17 protein-coding genes and 1 pseudogene are annotated in these 18,518 nt (G+C 66.5%); 9 read left to right on the top strand and 9 right to left on the bottom strand.

Annotated features, from left to right (window positions below; all coding sequences use genetic code 11):
- Window positions 1-801 carry a TrmH family RNA methyltransferase gene (locus tag ACQY9P_RS15965; protein WP_421738229.1) on the top strand — a complete coding sequence of 267 codons (801 nt, stop codon included), beginning with the start codon at window positions 1-3 and terminating at the stop codon, window positions 799-801.
- A gap of 24 nt (window positions 802-825) precedes the next feature.
- Here ACQY9P_RS15965 and ACQY9P_RS15960 read toward each other — a convergent pair whose 3' ends face one another.
- Window positions 826-1,314, bottom strand: coding sequence for a hypothetical protein (locus ACQY9P_RS15960; protein WP_421738230.1), 489 nt, complete (start codon window positions 1,312-1,314; stop codon window positions 826-828).
- Between the two features lie 94 nt (window positions 1,315-1,408).
- Entirely contained in the window at window positions 1,409-3,853 is a 2,445-nt protein-coding gene (gene hrpB, locus ACQY9P_RS15955) for an ATP-dependent helicase HrpB (protein WP_421738231.1), read from the bottom strand.
- Window positions 3,854-4,034: 181 nt separating this feature from the next.
- Here hrpB and ACQY9P_RS15950 point away from each other — a divergent pair, with 181 nt between their 5' ends.
- Window positions 4,035-5,600: an amino acid permease gene (locus ACQY9P_RS15950; RefSeq protein WP_421738232.1), complete on the top strand. Its 1,566-nt coding sequence runs from the start codon at window positions 4,035-4,037 to the stop codon at window positions 5,598-5,600.
- Window positions 5,601-5,673: 73 nt separating this feature from the next.
- Entirely contained in the window at window positions 5,674-6,390 is a 717-nt protein-coding gene (locus ACQY9P_RS15945; RefSeq protein WP_421738233.1) for an MBL fold metallo-hydrolase, read from the top strand.
- A gap of 3 nt (window positions 6,391-6,393) precedes the next feature.
- Here the strand turns inward: ACQY9P_RS15945 and ACQY9P_RS15940 are convergent, their stop codons facing one another.
- A complete protein-coding gene (locus tag ACQY9P_RS15940; protein ID WP_421738234.1) occupies window positions 6,394-6,639 on the bottom strand; it encodes a hypothetical protein in 246 nt (81 codons plus the stop codon).
- Between the two features lie 223 nt (window positions 6,640-6,862).
- Between ACQY9P_RS15940 and ACQY9P_RS15935 the strand changes: the two genes are divergently transcribed.
- Window positions 6,863-7,627, top strand: coding sequence for a response regulator (locus ACQY9P_RS15935; RefSeq protein ID WP_421738235.1), 765 nt, complete (start codon window positions 6,863-6,865; stop codon window positions 7,625-7,627).
- Window positions 7,624-9,090, top strand: a complete 1,467-nt coding sequence (locus ACQY9P_RS15930; RefSeq protein WP_421738236.1) for an ATP-binding protein — start codon at window positions 7,624-7,626, stop codon at window positions 9,088-9,090. Before ACQY9P_RS15935 ends, ACQY9P_RS15930 begins: the two co-directional genes overlap by 4 nt.
- 662 nt (window positions 9,091-9,752) lie before the next feature.
- Here the strand turns inward: ACQY9P_RS15930 and ACQY9P_RS15925 are convergent.
- Together ACQY9P_RS15925 and ACQY9P_RS15920 are read right to left on the bottom strand one after the other, a co-directional pair.
- Entirely contained in the window at window positions 9,753-9,923 is a 171-nt protein-coding gene (locus ACQY9P_RS15925; RefSeq protein ID WP_421738237.1) for a hypothetical protein, read from the bottom strand.
- A 47-nt stretch (window positions 9,924-9,970) separates the two neighbouring features.
- A complete protein-coding gene (locus tag ACQY9P_RS15920; RefSeq protein WP_421738238.1) occupies window positions 9,971-10,609 on the bottom strand; it encodes a DUF1345 domain-containing protein in 639 nt (212 codons plus the stop codon).
- 332 nt (window positions 10,610-10,941) lie between these two features.
- On the opposite strand from ACQY9P_RS15920, the gene ACQY9P_RS15915 reads away from it, so the two are divergent.
- Complete coding sequence (locus tag ACQY9P_RS15915; protein ID WP_421738239.1) at window positions 10,942-11,151, top strand: general stress protein; 210 nt, start codon at window positions 10,942-10,944, stop codon at window positions 11,149-11,151.
- Between the two features lie 73 nt (window positions 11,152-11,224).
- On the opposite strand, the gene egtB is transcribed toward ACQY9P_RS15915, so the two are convergent.
- The 3 genes from egtB to ACQY9P_RS15900 all read right to left on the bottom strand — a co-directional run bounded on the left by egtB (window position 11,225) and on the right by ACQY9P_RS15900 (window position 14,742).
- The gene (gene egtB, locus ACQY9P_RS15910; RefSeq protein WP_421738240.1) at window positions 11,225-13,396 is read right to left on the bottom strand and encodes an ergothioneine biosynthesis protein EgtB; all 2,172 of its coding nucleotides are present in this window, start codon (window positions 13,394-13,396) and stop codon (window positions 11,225-11,227) included.
- A gap of 154 nt (window positions 13,397-13,550) precedes the next feature.
- Entirely contained in the window at window positions 13,551-14,555 is a 1,005-nt protein-coding gene (locus tag ACQY9P_RS15905; RefSeq protein ID WP_421738241.1) for a helix-turn-helix domain-containing protein, read from the bottom strand.
- A gap of 7 nt (window positions 14,556-14,562) precedes the next feature.
- On the bottom strand, window positions 14,563-14,742 hold the full coding sequence (locus tag ACQY9P_RS15900) for a hypothetical protein (RefSeq protein ID WP_421738242.1): 180 nt from the start codon (window positions 14,740-14,742) through the stop codon (window positions 14,563-14,565).
- Window positions 14,743-14,834: 92 nt separating this feature from the next.
- Between ACQY9P_RS15900 and ACQY9P_RS15895 the strand changes: the two are divergent.
- The 3 genes and pseudogenes from ACQY9P_RS15895 to ACQY9P_RS15885 form a co-directional block, all read left to right on the top strand.
- Window positions 14,835-15,422: pseudogene (locus tag ACQY9P_RS15895) on the top strand (hypothetical protein); the annotation flags it as partial.
- A gap of 440 nt (window positions 15,423-15,862) precedes the next feature.
- Window positions 15,863-16,027 carry a hypothetical protein gene (locus tag ACQY9P_RS15890; protein ID WP_421738243.1) on the top strand — a complete coding sequence of 55 codons (165 nt, stop codon included), beginning with the start codon at window positions 15,863-15,865 and terminating at the stop codon, window positions 16,025-16,027.
- Between the two features lie 979 nt (window positions 16,028-17,006).
- Entirely contained in the window at window positions 17,007-17,360 is a 354-nt protein-coding gene (locus tag ACQY9P_RS15885) for a DUF2293 domain-containing protein (protein ID WP_421738244.1), read from the top strand.
- A gap of 757 nt (window positions 17,361-18,117) precedes the next feature.
- Here the strand turns inward: ACQY9P_RS15885 and ACQY9P_RS15880 are convergent.
- Window positions 18,118-18,456: a helix-turn-helix domain-containing protein gene (locus ACQY9P_RS15880; protein WP_421738245.1), complete on the bottom strand. Its 339-nt coding sequence runs from the start codon at window positions 18,454-18,456 to the stop codon at window positions 18,118-18,120.
- Window positions 18,457-18,518: the final 62 nt, after the last annotated feature.

Here is an 18,518-nt window from a genome sequence, read left to right as displayed (position 1 = left end):
ATGAATGCTCCCCAAGCCAAGACCGTCACCTCGCTGTCGAACAACACCGTCAAGGCTGTCCGCGCCCTGCACATGCGCAAGGAGCGCGAGGAGAGCGGCCTGTTCCTGGCCGAAGGCCTGAAGATCGTCATCGAGGCGATCGACTGCGGCCACGCGCCCAAGATCATCATGTACGGCCGCGACGCCGCCGATCATCCGATGCTGCAGAAGGCCTCGCAGGCCTGCCTGAAGGCCGGCGGCGAAGTCATTGAGGTCAATCGGGAAATCCTTGAGAAGGTTTCGCGTCGCGACAATCCGCAGGCCGTGGTCGGCGTCTTCCGTCAGGTGTTCACGTCGCTGGACGCCATCGTGCCGCAAAGCGCGCCCTGCTGGGTGGCCATGCAGGCTGTGCGAGACCCCGGCAACCTTGGCACCGTGATCCGCACCGCCGACGCGGCCGGCTGCGGCGGGGTGATCCTGGTGGGCGACTGCGTCGATCCCTATTCCGTCGAGGGTGTGCGGGCGACCATGGGCTCGATCTTCGCGGTCAAGATCGCCAAGGCCACCATCCAGGAGTTCCTGGCCTGGCGCGAGACCTGGCCCGGCTCGGTGGTCGGCACCCTGCTGACCGCCACGGTGGATCACAAGAGCGCCGACTATGTGAAGCCGTCTCTGATCCTGATGGGCAACGAGCAGCAGGGCCTGCCGCCCGAGCTGGCGGCGGCCTGCGATGTGAACGTGAAGATCCCGATGCGCGGCCGAGCCGACAGCCTGAACCTCAGCGTGGCGACGGGGATCATGATCTATACGGTTACGGGGTAGGCGGAGGCTCGCGAGGCCCGCGGATCACTTCTTCTTGGGCGAGCCCTGAAGATCGCTGACGCCGGCTTCCTTGCCCAGTTCCTCGAACTTGGCCTCGTCCACATACTCGCCCAGCGCCGAGAAGTTCTTGGCGACGTCAGGGTCGGCCATCAGTCCGCGCATCGCCACCTGCCCGAGCACGCCGAAGGCCTGTTGGATGGCCAAGGGACCTTCGTATTTGAGGGCTTCGACCGTTTCCTTCCTGCAGTTGGTCAGCATCAGCCGCTCCATCAGCTTGGAGGCGGCCTTGGTCTTCCCGAGACGCTGGTCTTCCGTCAGGTTCACATAGCCTTTGACGGACGGGTGAGCGCTCATCGCGACAAACACCCAGGCAACCAGATCAGCCTGATCTTCGGCCGTCGTCGAGCGCACCAGGCATTTGGACATGTCGTCGGTGTAGACACCCGCGCTGGCGAAAGAGGCGGGAACGGAAAAGGCGACAACCAGGGCCAGCGACGTCACGATCCGACGCATATCATCTCCTGAAACCTTCGATCGACAAGCTCGACCCTGGCGCATTCATGCAACCCAGAAGAGCGGACGCAAGCCCTTTCGCTCCAGCATCGATTCAAGTTCCACGCGGCTTCGCCCGCGTCGTCGGCGCGGCGTTGGCGGGATCGTCCGGCCAGACGTGGCGCGGATAGCGGCCTTTCATCTCGACCTTCACCTCGCGCCACGAACCCTTCCAGAATCCGGGCAGGTCGCGGGTGATCTGAATCGGCTTGTGGCCCGGCGACAGCAGCGACAGCACCAGCGGTATCTTGCCGCCGGCGATGCTGGGATGCTCGGTCAGGCCAAACAGCTCCTGCACCCGAATGTCGATGCGCGGTCCGGCCTCGGCGGCATAGTCGATGGCCACGGTCGTGCCAGTCGGGGCCTTGAAGCGGGCCGGCAACATGGCGTCGACCTTCTGCTGCAGGTCCCACGGGATCAGCGAGCGGACCGCTCCATCCAGCGTATTTTCGTCGAGCGATGACAAAGACGAGCGACCGTGCAGGAGCGGCTCCAGCCAGTCGCCGAGGCGGTCCAGCAGGGCGGCGTCCGAAAGATCGGGCCAGGTCTCGCCATCCAGATCGCGCAAGAAGGCGAGGCGCGCCCGCAACCCCTGCACGCCGTCCCCGAGACGCAGCGCCGAGAGCCCTTCGGATCGGACCTGATCCATCAACGCGCTGGCGATCAGCGCCGGGTCCGGCTTTTCGATCAGCCGCTCCTCCAGCACCAGCTTGCCCAGGCGCAGCAGCCGCTTGGCGCGCACCTTGCCGCCCGCGCCGGTTTCCAGCCGATCCTCGGCGGTCAGACGATCGGCGAAGGCCTCGCGCAGCGCGACCTCGTCGACGGCCGCCGCCAGCAGGATGCGGTCCCGACTGTCGCCCCCGCCCAGTTCGCCGACGGCCAGCCAGGTCTCGCGGGCCAGAGGGTCGGTGGGCTCCATATAGACGCCGCGGCCGCCGGCCAGCTGGAACTCGCCGGGCTTGCCGCGCGCCCTGGCCACGCGCTCCGGATAGGCCTCGGCCAGCATCAGGCCCTCATCGAGCGGCGCGGCGCCCGAGGGCCTGCCCGCCGCCCGCGCCCAGCGGTCGGCCAGGGCCTGGGCGTCGCGCGCGCGCGGCGAGCGATCCCGGCCCAGGTTCTCGAGCCGGCGACGCAGATCGATCTCGCGGCCGCCCAGGCCCTGCTCGGTCAGAAGGGCCGCGATCTCGGCGCCTCGACGCGCCTGACCCGAGGCGGCGGCGCGAACCACCATGTGGGCGATACGGGGCGGTAGCGGCATCTCGGCCAGGGCCTTGCCGTGCGCGGTCAGGTCGCCCTGCCCGTCCAGCGCCTGGATACGCTGCAATAGCGTGCGCGCCTCCGCGAAGGCGACGGCGGGCGGGGGATCCATGAAGCACAGGCCCGTCGCGTCGCGGGCGCCCCAGCGGGCCAGATCCAGGGCCAGACGCGACAGGTCGGCTTCAAGGATTTCCGGCCGCGCGAAGGCGGGCAGAGAGCGGGTCTCCGGCTCGTCCCACAGGCGATAGCAGACGCCGGGCTCGGTGCGCCCCGCCCGCCCCCGGCGCTGGTCGGCGGCGGCGCGGCTGACGCGAACCGTGTCGAGCCGGGTGATGCCGCTGGCCGGATCATAGCGCGGCACGCGGGCCAAACCGCAGTCGATGACGACGCGCACGCCCTCGATCGTCAGGCTGGTCTCGGCGATCGAGGTCGCCAGCACCACCTTGCGCCGCCCCGGCGCGGCCGGCGCGATGGCGCGATCCTGGGCGCCGGGCTCCAGCGCGCCGTACAGCGGGGCCAGATCGACGTCGGGACGGCGCAGCCGCTCGGCCAGCCAGCTCTCGGCGCGGCGAATTTCCCCCTGCCCCGGCAGGAACACCAGCAGGCTGCCGGTTTCCTCGGCAAGCGCCCGCTCGACGGCGCGGCCGACGCGCTCCTCCAGCCGCAGACGGTCGTCGCGACCCAGATAGCGGGTGTCGACCGGAAACATTCGCCCCTGGCTCTCGACCACGGGCGCATCGCCCAGCAGCGCCGAGACCCTGGCTCCGTCGAGCGTGGCCGACATGACCAGCAGGCGCAGGTCGTCGCGCAGCAGCCCCTGGACGTCGCGGGCGAAGGCCAGTCCAAGGTCGGCGTCGAGGCTGCGCTCGTGAAACTCGTCGAACAGGACGGCCGCGACACCGTCCAGGCCCGGGTCGTCGAGAATCATCCGTGTGAAGACGCCTTCGGTGACCACCTCGATGCGGGTGCGGGCCGAAACCTTCGACTGCAGGCGGACACGAAAACCCACGGTGTCGCCCACGGATTCGCCAAGGGTCGAGGCCATGCGCGCGGCGGCGGCGCGGGCCGCAAGTCGCCTGGGCTCCAGAACGATCAGCTTTCGTCCGTCCACCCACGGTTCATCCAACAGCGCCAGGGGCACGGCCGTCGTCTTCCCGGCGCCCGGCGGAGCGACCAGCACAGCGGCCTCGCGCGCGCTCAGGGCGTCTTTCAGCGCTGGAAGGGCCTGGAAAATGGGCAACATGGCCAACGGCTTTAGCGGTCAGCGCCTTCGCAGCCAAGCAGACTGGACGAGTCCCGGCGCGGAGAGCATTTACGCCCCTTCGCGGCTTGGCCTTGACCCCATGCTCATAAAAGGGTCACCGTCCGCAAAATTTATCCAAGGGCGGCCCCCAGGGGGGAGTCGTGCGTATCCAGGAGGAACTATGTGGCGCGTTAAATCGCTCGATGCGATCCTAGCGACCGCCGAGAAGAAGTCGCTGCATCGGTCGCTTGGACCCGTGCAGCTGACCCTGCTCGGCATCGGCGGCATCATCGGCACCGGCATCTTCGTTCTGACCGCCGAAGCGGCTCAGAAAGCCGGCCCTGGCATGATGCTTTCGTTCGTTATCGCGGGCGCCGTCTGCGCCGTCGCTGCCCTCTGCTACGCCGAACTGGCCTCGATGGTTCCCGTCGCCGGCTCCGCCTACACCTACTCCTACGCCGTCCTGGGCGAGTTCTTCGCCTGGCTGGTCGGTTGGGCCCTGATCCTCGAATACGCCGTGGCGGCCTCCGCCGTGGCCGTGGGATGGTCCGGATACGTGGTCGGGCTGCTCGAGCACCTGCTGCACATCGACATTCCCGACATGCTGACCGCCGGTCCGTATGCCGGCGGCATCGTCAACCTGCCGGCCGTGCTGATCTCGCTGCTTGTCACCTGGCTGCTGGTTATGGGCACCAAGGAAAGCGCCACCGTCAACGGCTTCCTCGTGGCCATCAAGATCACCGCCCTGGCCGCCTTCATCTTCCTGGCCGTGCCGGTCATGAAGATGGAAAATTTCCACCCCTTCGCTCCGCTGGCCACGGCCGGAATCATCGGCGCGGGGGCGTCGATCTTCTTCGCCTATGTGGGCTTCGACGCGGTCTCGACTGCGGCGGAAGAGACCCGCAACCCTCAGGTCAACGTTCCGATCGGCCTGATCGGCTCGCTGGTCATCTGCACCATCTTCTACCTGTTGGTCGCCGCTGGCGCGATCGGCTCGTACGGCGCCCAGCCGGTGTTCGGCCTGGCCGGCGAAGTGCTGTCGCCCGGCTCGGTCGAACTGGCGGCGCGATGCAAGGACCTGACGGCCGCCGGCGGCATGCCGCTGGTGTGTTCGAAGGAAGCCCTCGCCCACGTGCTGCGCGAGATCGGCCATCCGGCCATCGGCAACCTGCTGGGCCTCGCGGCCGGCCTGGCCCTGCCCTCGGTCATCCTGATGATGATCTACGGCCAGACCCGAATCTTCTTTGTGATGTCGCGCGACGGCCTGCTGCCCAGCGTGCTGAGCAAGGTCCACCCGAAGTACAAGACGCCCCACATCGTGACCATGGTCACCGGCGGCATCGTGCTGGTGGCGGCGGCCTTCTTCCCGGTCGGCAAGCTGGCCGACATCTCCAACTCGGGCACGCTGTTCGCGTTCCTGATGGTGGCGATCGCGGTGATGATGCTGCGGATCAAGGATCCGGGCCGCAAGCGTCCGTTCAAGACGCCGTTCGTCTGGGTCGTCGCGCCCCTGGCGATCATCGGCTGCCTGGTGCTGTTCATGTTCCTGCCGCCGATGGCCAAGTGGTTGCTGCCGATCTGGGCCGCCATCGGTCTGGTGTTCTACTTCGCCTATGGCTTCCGCAAGAGCCACGTGGGTCGCGGCCTGCGCGGGGAAGTCCACGAACTGGACGAAGACGCGCCGGGCACCGGCGTGGCGCCGATGCCGGGCGCTCCGGCCCCGGGCTCGCCCGAGGAACGGTCTTGATCTTCGGCTGACAAGCCTTAGTTCGAACGGGCGGGGACCTCGGTTCCCGCCCGTTTTCTTTTGGAGCCGCCCGATGAGCGATCAGCCGCCAATCCGCGCCGTCATCGCGCCGGTCACCCCCTTGCAGCAGAACTGCACGATCGTCTGGTGCGCCAAGACGATGAAGGCCGCCGTCATCGATCCCGGCGGCGAGGTTCCACGCCTGATGAAGGCGCTGGCTGACCAGGGTCTGACCCTGGAGAAGATCTGGATCACCCATGGCCACATGGACCATGCGGGCGGCGCCGCGGAGCTCAAGCGCCTGACCGGCGCGCCAATCGAGGGCCCGCACAAGGACGACCAGTTCTGGATCGACCAGATCCAGATGACCGGCGAGCGCTACGGGATTCCCGAGGCGCGGATCTTCGTTCCCGATCGCTGGCTGGATGACGGCGACGTGGTCACCCTGGGGGAGACCCAGTTCGAGGTCCTGCATTGCCCGGGCCATACGCCGGGCCATGTGGTCTTCTTCCACCGCGAGGCGCGCTTCGCCCAGGTGGGGGACGTGCTGTTCCAGGGCTCGATCGGGCGCACCGACTTTCCGCGCGGCAATCACCAGGATCTGCTGGATTCCATCACCACCAAGCTCTGGCCCCTGGGTGGCGATGTGAAGTTCGTGCCTGGCCACGGCCCGATGTCGAGCTTCGCGGCCGAACGGCGCAGCAACCCTTACGTCAGCGACCTCGCCATCGAGGCCCAGAACATCAAGGGCGCCGATTTCGTCATCCCGAAGAACACTTCGCCAGGCTAGCGCTTACGACGCGCCGTCTTCAGCCTCATCAAGGCTCTCGCGCTCGAGCGCGATGATCTCGTCATCGTCCAGGTCTTCGGCAATCAGGGCGTCGTCGTCATCGGCGTCGCCCTCGGCCGTCGTCACGTCCAGAACCCTCGGCATTTGCTCGAAGGTCTTCATGTCGCCCTCGCCGGCCACGTTCTGGTTGTCCTCGTCAAAGGTCTCGGCCAGATCCGGATCTTCCATATCGTTGTCGACGGGGGTCATGACGGTCTCCTTCAAGCGTCCAGACATACCGTCCGGGGCGGCTATTCGTTCCCGGCCCGGCGCGTATCAACCTGCGCCGAAATGTCGCCGCGCGGAGCAATACCCCTGAAAGCCGCCAGATTTCGGTCGCGACGGCCGATTGCGGCCCAAATCGCGCCAACGGGTTGCGTCCCTGTTTCAAGCGTGAAATCTGGACGAGACGGGGAAATGAGAGGAGCGTCTCATGGAGACTATCCAAAACAGCAGCCTGTCGACCGATACGGAAGCCCCGCGCGGCGCGACGCCGCGTATTCTGATCGTCGATGACGACCCCGGCATTCGCGATGTCGTTTCCGACTTCCTTGGCCGGCACGGCTATAGCGTCGACACCGCCTCGGACGCGCGCACCATGGAACAGGTCATGGCCAGGGGACCGGTCGACCTGGTGGTGCTGGACATCATGCTGCCCGGCGAAGACGGCCTGGCCATCTGCCGCCGGCTTTCGGCCCAGGACGGCCCGGCGATCATCATGCTGTCGGCCATGGGCGAAGAGACTGACCGCATCGTCGGCCTGGAGCTCGGCGCCGACGACTACCTACCCAAGCCCTGCAACCCCCGTGAGCTTCTGGCCCGCATCCGCGCTGTGTTGCGCCGGCGGCAGGAGCCGCGTGGCGGTGACGACGCCATGGGCGCGGCCTGCGAGTTCGCCGGCTGGCGGCTGGATCTGGTCCGCCGCGAACTACGCTCGCCGCAGTCGGTGGTGGTCAACCTGTCCAGCGGCGAGTTCTCGCTGCTGCGCGCCTTCGTCGAACGCCCGCAACGGGTGCTGACCCGCGACCAGCTGCTGGACCTGGCGCGAGGCCGCGACAGCGACGCCTATGACCGCGCCATCGACGTTCAGATCAGCCGTCTGCGCCGCAAGCTGGACGACGGAGGCGGCGGCGAGCTGATCCGCACCATCCGCAGCGAAGGCTACATGTTCACGGCCAAGGTCATCCGCACGCCATGACGGACGGCAAGCGCGGCGCGCCGCTCTTTATCCAGGCGCTGGGTCTGGTGATCCTGACCCTGGTGGCGGCGCAGGTGGTGGCCATCGCGGTCATCTTCACCCTGCCGCCGCCGCCGCCCGAATTCTATCGCCTGTCGGAAATCACCCGCGCGCTGAAGACCGGCGAGACCGTTCAGACCCGTGACGGCCGCGCGCTGGTGATCAAGCACCGTGCGACCATGCGATCGGGCGGTCCCGACTCCCCGCGACGCACGGCCTTCAAGGCCGGGATCGGTCGCGCGATCGACGTCGCCCCGACCCGTATCGAGATCGTCACCGACAACGATGGCCCGCGGTTCTTCGTCCGCCGCCTGCGGCAGAGCCCGGCGGCCAAGCCGAACGGCGCGCCTGGCGAAGGCGCTCCCCCGCCCAACGGCGCCAGCGCCCCCGGACGTGGCCCGGGCGGTCCTCGTGATCAGTTCTTCACCCGAGACCTTACCCCGACCGGCGATAGGGGGCCCCGCGCCTCGCCGCCTCGCGACGAGCCCCTGATCTTTGGCGACTTCGAACTGGGCGTGCGGCAGGCGGACGGCCACTGGGTGGTGGTCGAGCCCAAGCCAACCTTCCGCCTCGACAGCTGGCAGCAGCGGATTCTGTTGATCCTGGCGCTGTCGATCCTCGCCGTCTCCCCTCTGGCCTGGCTGTTCGCCCGCCGGCTCGCCGGCCCGATCACAGCCTTCGCCGACGCCGCCGAGCGCCTGGGGCGTGATCCGCGAGCCACGCCGCTGGAGCTGTCGGGTTCCGCCGAGGTGATCGCCGCCGCCAAGGCCTTCAACATGATGCAGGAGCGCCTGCGTCGTTACGTCGAAGACCGCACGGCCATGATCGGCGCCATCGCGCATGACCTGCGCACGCCCCTGACCCGTCTGCGGTTTCGCATCGAGGCCACACCGGACGATGTCCGCGTAAAACTGGCCGCCGATATCGACCAGATGGAGGCGATGATATCGGCCGCGCTGGCCTTTGTTCGCGACACCACCCGGCCGGCGGAACGCACCAAGCTGGAACTGGCGTCGCTGCTGGAGAGCGTGATCGACGAAGCGGCCGAGACCGGCGGCGCCGCCACGGTCGAGCGCGCCGAGAAGATCGTCATCGAAGGCGATCCGATCGCCCTGAAGCGGCTGGTCGCCAACCTGGTCGAGAACGCGCTCAAATACGGCCATGTCGCGCGCGGTAGCGTCTTCGCCGAGGGTGACACCGCCATCATCGAGATCGACGACGACGGCCCTGGAATTCCCGCCGCCGAGCATGAGCGGGTGTTCGAGCCCTTCTTCCGCGGCGAACCCTCTCGAAACCGCGAGACCGGCGGCATCGGGCTTGGCCTCGCGGTCGTACGGTCGCTGGCGCGCGCCCACGGTGGCGACGTGATCCTGATCAACCGTCCGGGCGGCGGCCTGCGCGTGTGCGTCCGGCTGCCCATCTAACGTCAGGCGCCGCTTTGTTGCGGCAGCGCAAGACCACGCCCGTCGGCTGACATTCTGAAGCAATCCAGACGCGCTTGATGCCGTGAGGAAGGAGTTCTCCATGACATCTCGCGCTCTGGCCGCAATGACCCTGGTCGCCCTGTCGCTCGCCGCCTGCGGACATGGCCCGCAAGACGGCCCAGGAGCGCCGGGAGCGCCGGGAGGACCGGGAGGACCGGGAGGACCGGGTCGGGCGCGCGGCGGGCCTCCGCCGGGCGAACCCGGCCCGCAACGCCCGCGACTGCAGCTTTTCATCAGTCCCGCGGGCGAGCCGTTCCGCGCACCGGCAGACGCGCCCTACCCTGTCGCCGCCTGGTTCGCCGGCGCCGACGCCAATCACGACGGCGCTTTGTCGCGAGACGAGTTCGTCGCCGACGCCGCGCGCTTCTTCGCCGTACTCGACGCCGATCATGACGAGGTCATCGACGGCTTCGAGGTCTCGACCTACGAAAAGAAGATCGCGCCTGAAATCCTCCTGGGAGGCATGGCGATGGGCGGAGGCGGTCCGGACGGCGGCGGGCGGCGGCCCCCGCGGAGGCCTTGGCGATTTTGGCGGCGACGGGCGGGGCGGTCGCGGCGGTCAGGCGGGTGGCGGCATGCAAGGCGCGGCGCCCTATGCGCTACTATCGGAACCCCAGCCCGTGATGGGCGCGGACGCGGACTTCAATCGTCGCATTTCGAGGGATGAGGCGCTTAAGGCCGGCAAGGCCCGCTTCGCGCTGCTCGACGCGGACAAGGATGGCGTTCTGCGCCTTGAGGACCTGCCCAGAACACCCGTCCAGGATCGCGACCATTCAAAGCCCCCCCGGGACGGTCGGGGACGAGACCCCAAGGTTCGCCCCTAACCGCCCACGACGCCGGCGATGATGTTGATGCCCAGCGCCAGGATGGCGGTGTTGTAGAAATAGGCCGTCGCCGCGTGGGCGGTGACCAGCCGGCGCAGGCGCGACGTCAGGATCGAATTGTCCGAGACCTGGAACGTCGCGCCGACGCTGAAGGCCAGGTAGGCAAAGTCCATGTAGCTGCTAGGCGCCTCACCCGGAAACTCTATGCCGCCCTTGCCCTTGCCATCGCCGAAATGGCGATGGGCGTAGTGCAGGACAAACACCGACTGCAGCACCAGCCAGGACAGCACCAGGGTCACGCCCGCGCTGGCGGCGATGAAGGCCTTGGCGCCGTCTGGAGCGGTCTTGGCGGCGATCATGGCGTCGACCACCGCGACCAGGCTGGCCACGATCGCGCCCAGCACGATCAACAGCAGGACCGAGCGCCCCTCGTCCTCGCGCGCGGCGCGCCCTCGAACCTCGGCCTCGTCGGCGCGCAGGAACAATCGCCAGGTCAGAGCCAGATAGGCCACGGCGCCCGTATCCCAGCCCAGGAGCACGTGGACGCCTCTGGGCGCGTTCAGCCAGAGCGCTCCGGCCCAGGCCGCAACGCCGACGGCCGCGCCGACCAGCAGGCGCCAGTGGGAAGAACCCATCCGTACGCCGACAGCTGAAATTCCCTTGTGGGCCAAGCCTTCACTCCATCTCTGCGCACGTCCCGCGCCGTCGCGGCTGCATTTAGCGACACCTTGGGGTGAACCGAACGCGGCTTCACCGGTTACCTCTCAGAACGCGCAGGACAGGATGTCATGACCGACCCAGACGCACCGCCCCCCGTAGAGCCCGCCCCCCCGGAATATGACCCCGGGTCTCTACCCGATGAAATGCCGGAACCCGTGTCGCCGGTCGATCCCGGAGACCAACGTCCGTATGACACCGCGCCCCGCACGTCTCGCCCGTGAGCACTAGTATCGATTAGGAGCACCATATGGACCTCGACAGCGAACGGCCCCGTGGCCGCCGCGGCTTCGCCGCCATGGACCCCGAACGTCGCCGCGAGATCGCCCGAAAGGGCGGAGCCAGCGTTCCCAGCGAGAAGCGAAGCTTCGCCAAGGACCGCGACCTCGCCGCCAATGCGGGGCGCAAGGGAGGCTCCTCGTCTCGTGGAATCCCCCCCCGCGGCGACGGCGGTCTCTGACCCTACCCGCAACTGACGACGCGCCGCGCGCGCTGGATTCCCCCGTCCAGCGCGCGTTCGCACGTTTGCTGCTCTATCGGGTCAGAACGTAGACGCCAAAGGCCGGCTTCGCGCTCTGCCAACGTTGAGCCACGCTCCAACCCGCCAGGCGGGCGATCGCCTCGAAGGCCTCCGGCCGGTACTTGTAGGAGTTCTCGGTGTGGATGGCCTCTCCCGCCGCGAAATCAAAGACACGCCCCGCGATCGACACGCTTTGCGCGCGCTGGCTGACCAGATGCATCTCGACCCGGCTTTCCCGATCATTCCAGATGGCCCGGTGGGAGAAGGCCGACAGATCGAACGTGGCGCGAAGCTCGCGATTGATCCGGGCGAGGACGTTCAGGTTGAAGGCCGCCGTGACGCCCTGGGCATCGTCGTAGGCGGGGACCAGCACATCGGCCCCCTTGGCGACGTCAGCGCCCACCACCATCGTGGCGCCCGAGCCGAGCAGGTCGCCCGCCCGGCGCAGGAAGTCCGTCGCGTCTTCCGGCGGGAAGTTTCCGATCGTCGATCCCGGGAAGAACCCGACCGCGACAGACCCCACCACCGCCTCGGGCAATCTCAGCGCCCGCGTGAAATCATCAACCAGCGGAGCGATCCGCAGGTTGGGATAATCGGCCTCAAGGGCCGCCGCGGCCTCGTCGAGCGCGCTCTTGCTGATGTCGATCGGCGCGTAGGCTGACAGCTGTGGCGCGGCGTCCAGCAGGATACGCGTCTTGACGCTGGCCCCGCTGCCAAACTCGACCAGCACGGCGTCGCTGGGGATCCGCGCGGCGATGTCGGGCGCGATCTCGCGAAGCAAGGCGATCTCGGTGCGCGTCAGATAATATTCCGGCAGATCACAGATGGCCTCGAACAGGCGGGAGCCTTCGGCGTCGTAGAAATACTTGCTGGGCAGGGTCTTTGGACTGGCCCCCAGGCCAGCCACCACATCCTTCAGAAAGACGTCGTCGATCGTCTCGACCTCTTCGGCTTCAGGGGCGACGCCATCGTCGGCCAGTCGAACGCCAGAAAACGCCCATCGCTTCGAAGGCTGGAAGAAATTGCGATAGGTCGCGCGCGTGTGACCCGGCGGGGTCGCCGCGCAGCCCCCGCGCAGGACCATCTGGTTGACCATGAACTTGCCGTTGTACTCGCCCAGCGCGCCCGCGCCCGGGCGGAAGCCGGGATAGGCGGCGTAAGCGCTCGACGTCCACTGCCAGGCATGGCCCTGCAACTGCCGCAGCCCTCCAGCGCCAGGCGCGCGCGCCGCAGCCTCCCACTCCGCCTCGGTCGGCAGACGGCGGCCGGCCCAGGCCGCATAGGCCATGGCCTCATAGTAGCTCACATGGGTGACGGGCTGGGCCGGATCGACGGGCCGCCGTCCGGCCAGGGTCATGACCGACCAGCCCTCGTCCTCGCGCCGCCAATAGAGCGGAGCCTCCCAGCCTTCCTCCGCCACCGTGGCCCAGCCATCGGAGAGCCAGAACTCGGCCCGCGCATAGCCGCCAGCTTCGATGAAGGCCAACCACTCGCCATTGGTCACCAGACGGTCGCTGAGCCGGTAGGGCGAAAGATAGACGCTATGGCGGGGACGCTCGTTGTCGAAAGCAAAGCCGCTCTCGCCCGCGCCGATCTCGGTGAGCCCTCCCTCGAACGACACGAAGCGCTCGGGTTCGACGTCGCTCCGGACCTCCGGCGCCTGGGCCTGATAGGCGGGATCAAGCGGCGATTGGGCCAACAGGTGCAGCACGTCCATCAGGATCAACTCCTGATGCTGCTCCTCATGGGCCAGTCCCAGATCGAGCCGCTCGCGAACCGACTGTGACGGCGCGCCTTGCAGCAGGCGGGCCATCGCCGCGTCGACATGGTCGCGATAGGCGGTCACCTCGGCGGCCGAGGGCCGTGTCAGCAAACCCCGCGCGGGGCGCGGCTGCCGGGGTCCCAGCGCCTCGTAGTAGGAATTGAACAGATAGCCGAACCGGGGATCGAACACGCGATAGCCCGTCAGATACGGCGTCAGCAGGAAAGTCTCGAAGAACCAGGTGGTATGCGCGCGGTGCCACTTTGTCGGGCTGGCGTCTGGCATGGACTGCGCGGCCTGATCCTCGGCCGACAACGGAGCGGCCAGGGTCTCGGTGCGTCGCCGGACAGCGCGATAGCGCTCAAGGTCCTGCCCGATCACCGTTCCCACGGTTTCCGCGGCGTGCAAGTCGTCCGGGCTCATGCGTTCTCCTGACGGCCAAGACCGGGCGTCGCACGGCCCGGCCGAGGACAACGTCCCTAGAGCTTGGGTGTTCCGACCGATGACTTCAATAGCACCGTTCGTTCGTCGCGAGGCATGCTGACGGTTTTGGGCGCCTTGGGCGTCCCAGATCAGCTCAAGGCGCCAGACCCAGACCCGAAGCCTGGCCCATACCGCCCTCTCCGACGCGCCGCCCGTCTTCCCCGCCCTGCCGGAACTCGCGGGGCGACATGCCATACTGGTCGCGGAAGGCGCGGCTGAAATGAGCCGAACCGTTGAAGCCCCAGCGGAAGCAGATTTCGGAGATCGACAGGCGGGCGTGCTGCGGGCTGGACAGGTCGGTGCGACAGCGCTCCAGCCGACGGGTGCGCAGATAGTGGCTGAAGGTCTCGTCGACCGAGGCGAACAGCTTCTGGACATAGCGAGACGAAACGCCCTCCTCGTCAGCCACCCGGCGCAGCGACAGGTCGGGATCAGGCAAGAGGGTCTCAATGGTCTGACAGAGGCGCTGCAGATGCGCCGTTGAGGCTCCGCCACCGCCCAGTTCACCGCTGGCCGCGCCGCGCTCCACCAGGCAAATGGCCAGGAACTCGGTCAGGGACAGCTCGACCGGTCGCAATTGATCGACGGTCAGATCTTCGAGGCCGTCGGCGGTGGCCCTCAGCAGGGCCGACAGGATGTGCGCCCCGCCCTTGGCGGCGTCCAGCCTGCCGACATGCAGGTTGAACGGCGCGATCAGGCGATGATCCAGAGCCACGCGCGGGGCGCGGACGAACATCAGCCGGCAGCGAGTCTCCAGCCGCAGGGCGGCCGCCTCGCCCGTGGGGCCATAGGCGATGTCGCCAGGCGAAAGCTCCTCGGCAAGATCCTCGGTGACCAGCAGAGCCTGACCGCTGAGCAGCACGGCCAGCCAGACGGCGGCGGGCTGACCGGTGCGGCGACCGGAGATCGCCTGGGCCCCAGCCTCGACCAGGGCGAATTCGATGCCCAGCGGCGAGGTCAGGCAGACGACCGAGGCGCTGGCCGGCTCGGCGTCGGACAGGCCCTCGATCGGCAGGCCCAGGCGGCTCATCGCCTCGTGCCACGCTTCCGCCCGTTCGGCGCGGGGGTGACTGTCAGTGCTGAACGACCAGGCCTTCACGATGGAGCTAACCGCCCTTCCTGGGGAAGATGTCGCGCGGGATGCGCACATGGCAACCCTGCTTGCCATCGACCACTTGGGTGACGCCGAAGTCCGCCGCCACGCTCATCAGCGAATAGGCGTCGTTCTTGGTCAGGCCGACATGATCGCTGAGCAGGGTCAGCATGTTCAGTGACGCGTCCCGCATGGCGACATTGAGGTCCTCGTTGAAGCCATGGACGATCCACCACTTGGGGGTTTCTCCAAACCGACCCCACAGGGTACGATGACGGCCTCAACTGGTACGCCTATGTCGGCAACGACCCGCTGAATCGGGGTGACCCGACGGGCAACCAAGCCCAGGAGTGTAACGCCTTCGGCTGTTACACGAACAACGCGGACGCCAAATTCGTCAAGCAACGCGATGATTTCTCTAAACAAACAGGACACAATAACGCACCTGGTGTGACCGTAAGTGTTACGACCGGTGGATCAACAAAGGGTGTCGTAAATGGCGGAGTTGAATCGGGCGTTGCGGTGGATAACACTGGAAGAGTTTCGCCGATAACTAACGTGTCGGGGCCGACCGTGACGCTTGGTGCGAGCGGTGGAGTTCACGTTACTGTTGCGGTGGCAAATGGTACCATCGATGACCAAAAAGGCGCGTTCAACACTGGAGCAGCAGCGCTCGGTCCTACCGGTGCGAGCATATCAACGGGCACAAACGCCAAGGGACAAGATGTGATTTCAACGGCCGTGAGCGTGGGTCCTGGAGCGGGGGCAAGTGTGTCCGGCGGCCAGACCACAACTTTTATTCCGCCGGCCCGTGGAGTTCCTTCAACAACCGGAGGCTGTTACACCGGATCGGCTAATATCTGTAACAGATAGGTGTCTAAAGGCTGTGTATCGATAGAATCTCGTTCCAAAGTGAAGTTTATAATTTGTGATTTCAGGCTAATCGAAAGAGAGAAGTTGTAATGTTGCGGGCCGTAAATTTTGTGCTGGCGGCGATTGCTGTTGTGACGGCATGGTTTCTCGTTTCATTTAAGGACAAACTCACCACTAGAGCGATTAGTAGTCCGACCTCAGGATATACGATTCCGTATGACACACATGGAGCGGTTGTTTATGTGAGTCAGGGTGAGCACAATATAATATTGTATGGTTGGATTACGACGGGCGTTCTAATTGCTTTCCAATTGGTGCTTAACTATATGAAATCAAAGCGTAAGTGATTTCTCTTTTTCTGGGCTCTCTCGAATAATCGGCACCCGGGAAAGGGGCGCTCTGTTGTTGAGTTGCCCGCTCTCAATACGAAAGGCTCTCCCATGATGCCTTCGCAAACCACGCCCCCGCCCCAACCTGGCGACCGCCTCGTCGCAGCCATCGAGGCGCAGACGGTGGCGATCGGCCGGGCGATGGATCGTTCGGTCTTGATCCTGCTGGCGGCCGCCACGGTGGGCGTGGCAGTCATGGCGCTCGTCGCCGGCTGATCCGGCTGACGCCCTCCATCCGCTCGCCGAACACGTCGCCCATCGCCCCAACCCGAGGGAGCTGTCCCCGTGCCGGAAGACCGCTCTGAGCGGTGATCTCAAAGCCCGCCAAGCCTTCCGAAACGACCCCGACAAACAGGAGCAGAAAGGAAGGGCACGTCACGCACACCTACGGTGAAGGTTGCGCCTGTGATCCGCTGCGCCGATCGCTCGCTACGGCGCCTTGGATGGCGCGCTCCGCGATCGGCTCCGCTACCCGCCGTGGACCGATTGTCGAGGGCTAGTCGCGGCGCTCTCGGGCGTCAGTGGGGCGTCGCTGGGCGGAGAGGCCGGCGTGCAGATCGACGTGGTCGGCGGTGCGGAGAAGCGCGGTGCGCGGGCGGGAGTCGCAGGGTGCGCGGGAGGCGAGAAAGCCCTCGCCAAATACCCCCAAACCGCCCCGCCACCCAATCAAGCGATCCAAGGCCGTGCTAGGTGTTTATCGGTTGGGATTTTGCACCCCGTTGCACCCTTTAGCACCCGGGATGCTGCGAATTAGCACCCTTTTGCACCCCAAATTGCACCCGTTAGCACCCCATTGCACCCCAGATCGCCCGCCTGTCTCCTTGTCGGCTGGCGTGTGTCGATGGGCAAGCCATCGACGAGGGTTGGGACCCACAGGAGGGCCTGTGCGACTGTCAGCAAAAGTGCCAGATTGCTGCCCTTAACTAGCTCATACACCATACGCACATGGTCATGTGCAGCTAAGCGCTTGAAAATCTGACTATATCAACAGGTCGCGAAGGTCGACCCTCTTACGGGCTATCTTACGAGCGGGGCTGAAAGCTCATAGTTTACAAAGGCCCGCCCTCTTACAGGCCTCTTACACCCCACTATGCTGCTGGTTATTGGCGCACCGGGGTGAAGCGCAGCCGATTGCGGGCTGGAATCGTCTGCGCCAACATGCTGTCCGGAACGGGTGTGGGCGGAGGTCGCGCGGGTGGGTCGCAAGCGGTTCAAGAGCTTCCCGCGCGCGTCGGTGGAGGGGCATCTGAAGGCTCGACACAGCCTCTGTCCGCCCGAGTTGCTGGACCACTTCGTCGAGCTTCTGGCGACGCGGGAATGGGGCGCGCCGGTGACGATCGGCCAGGCCTTCGGGCTGGTGTCCCACGCCCACGTTCGCCACGCGATGACCGACTATGACCGCCTGCTGCGCATCCCTGGCATGACGCGCGAAGAGGCCCTGCTGATCGTCAGGCCCGAGGTGGTGGCGATCGTCGCCAGTTGGGCGACACCGCCCGCGAGCAAGGGCGGGGAGCCGGCGGCCGACGACATGGGGCTGGCAGCGCTTTAGGCGGTCGCGGGGCGATCGGCGGCGGCCGGGCATGTTCCCGATATACCGATAGAGCGCTGGCCGGACTGGCGTTTGCCGCGAACTTGAAGGGTGTGGGGCCTCCCGATCGGTATATCGGGAACATCGGCGCAGGGCTTGATCGAGCCGGCATGTTGCAGGCTGTTTTTTGCAGGCTGCAAAAACTCCCTGTCCGCGACCGAAGGTATGGGATTAGGGCAGGATATGTTTGGTGGGAGCGTTTTGTGTAACCGGATGGGCGCCGAAGTTGGGCTGTCCGGCGACATTTTTTGCACGCTGCAAAACTGCTGTCTGACCCTGCGACCAGAGGCGTGAGGGATTAGGGCAGGATATGTTGGGTGGGACCGTTTTTAAAAGCGGGTAGCTCTCCCGGCCAACCTCAGCGCGGTGGCCGGCCCCAGGCGTCCGCCGCCTTCGCTGTGGGGGCGGTCGACGGCCGCCTGGCGCCTAGGGGCGGAAAGGAGCGGAAAGCGGCGGAACGGAGCGAAATCGGGCCGCCAGCGCGGGTGATTTGCACTCCTTTCCGCTCCGTGCCGTGGGAAGAGAGGCAGGATATGCGTTGTTGGCCAACAACGCGGGCTTACTCGCAGGGCTCGACGCTTGGGACGGCTGCCGCCTTGGTGACGCCAGCGGGCTGGAATCTGGTTTTAGAAAAGCAATATGGCTCCGCCATAGGAGCGGCTGAGAGCCGATCCTGGGGGTAGGCGCTGCGATGTGACCGCCGGATGCGGCGCGGGCGTTAGGACGCCTTGGACCAGATCTTGGCCTGGTGCTGAAGGATCAGCCCTTGGATGATCCGGGTGGCCATCGCCTTGTCCTCGGGATCGAAGGTGGCGACGGCCTCGAAGGCCAGCTTCAGATCGTCGTCAGGGCCTCGCTCGCCCTCATCGAACACCATGGCGTCGATGGAGATGTGCAGGGCCATGGCGAGCTTACGCAGGGCCTCCAGGGAGGGCTGAGTCAGCCCCGTCTCATAGCGCTTGATCTGCGACTGGTTGATGCCGGTCGCTCGCGAAAGCTGGGCTTGGCTCAGCTTGCGATCGTGCCGGGCGGCGGCCAGTCGTTGGGGAAAGCTCATGAGCAGAATCCGGCGCCAGTAGGGGTGCGCCGGATCATACGGGGGTGAAATCATGGTTCTTG

Source organism: Caulobacter sp., from assembly GCF_965279145.1.
GTDB lineage: Bacteria > Pseudomonadota > Alphaproteobacteria > Caulobacterales > Caulobacteraceae > Caulobacter.
This window is presented reverse-complemented; position numbering and strand designations above follow the sequence as displayed.

What these genes read in the sequence shown, in the direction of transcription:
- ACQY9P_RS15935 (WP_421738235.1), top strand. Translation starts at nt 6,863, where the DNA reads ATGGAGACTATCCAAAACAGCAGCCTGTCGACCGATACGGAAGCCCCG.
- hrpB (WP_421738231.1), bottom strand. Translation starts at nt 3,853, where the DNA reads ATGTTGCCCATTTTCCAGGCCCTTCCAGCGCTGAAAGACGCCCTGAGC.
- ACQY9P_RS15900 (WP_421738242.1), bottom strand. Translation starts at nt 14,742, where the DNA reads ATGCGGGACGCGTCACTGAACATGCTGACCCTGCTCAGCGATCATGTC.
- ACQY9P_RS15960 (WP_421738230.1), bottom strand. Translation starts at nt 1,314, where the DNA reads ATGCGTCGGATCGTGACGTCGCTGGCCCTGGTTGTCGCCTTTTCCGTT.
- ACQY9P_RS15940 (WP_421738234.1), bottom strand. Translation starts at nt 6,639, where the DNA reads ATGACCCCCGTCGACAACGATATGGAAGATCCGGATCTGGCCGAGACC.
- ACQY9P_RS15965 (WP_421738229.1), top strand. Translation starts at nt 1, where the DNA reads ATGAATGCTCCCCAAGCCAAGACCGTCACCTCGCTGTCGAACAACACC.
- ACQY9P_RS15945 (WP_421738233.1), top strand. Translation starts at nt 5,674, where the DNA reads ATGAGCGATCAGCCGCCAATCCGCGCCGTCATCGCGCCGGTCACCCCC.
- ACQY9P_RS15915 (WP_421738239.1), top strand. Translation starts at nt 10,942, where the DNA reads ATGGACCTCGACAGCGAACGGCCCCGTGGCCGCCGCGGCTTCGCCGCC.
- ACQY9P_RS15890 (WP_421738243.1), top strand. Translation starts at nt 15,863, where the DNA reads ATGATGCCTTCGCAAACCACGCCCCCGCCCCAACCTGGCGACCGCCTC.
- egtB (WP_421738240.1), bottom strand. Translation starts at nt 13,396, where the DNA reads ATGAGCCCGGACGACTTGCACGCCGCGGAAACCGTGGGAACGGTGATC.
- ACQY9P_RS15950 (WP_421738232.1), top strand. Translation starts at nt 4,035, where the DNA reads ATGTGGCGCGTTAAATCGCTCGATGCGATCCTAGCGACCGCCGAGAAG.
- ACQY9P_RS15930 (WP_421738236.1), top strand. Translation starts at nt 7,624, where the DNA reads ATGACGGACGGCAAGCGCGGCGCGCCGCTCTTTATCCAGGCGCTGGGT.
- ACQY9P_RS15920 (WP_421738238.1), bottom strand. Translation starts at nt 10,609, where the DNA reads ATGGGTTCTTCCCACTGGCGCCTGCTGGTCGGCGCGGCCGTCGGCGTT.
- ACQY9P_RS15880 (WP_421738245.1), bottom strand. Translation starts at nt 18,456, where the DNA reads ATGAGCTTTCCCCAACGACTGGCCGCCGCCCGGCACGATCGCAAGCTG.
- ACQY9P_RS15925 (WP_421738237.1), bottom strand. Translation starts at nt 9,923, where the DNA reads ATGGTCGCGATCCTGGACGGGTGTTCTGGGCAGGTCCTCAAGGCGCAG.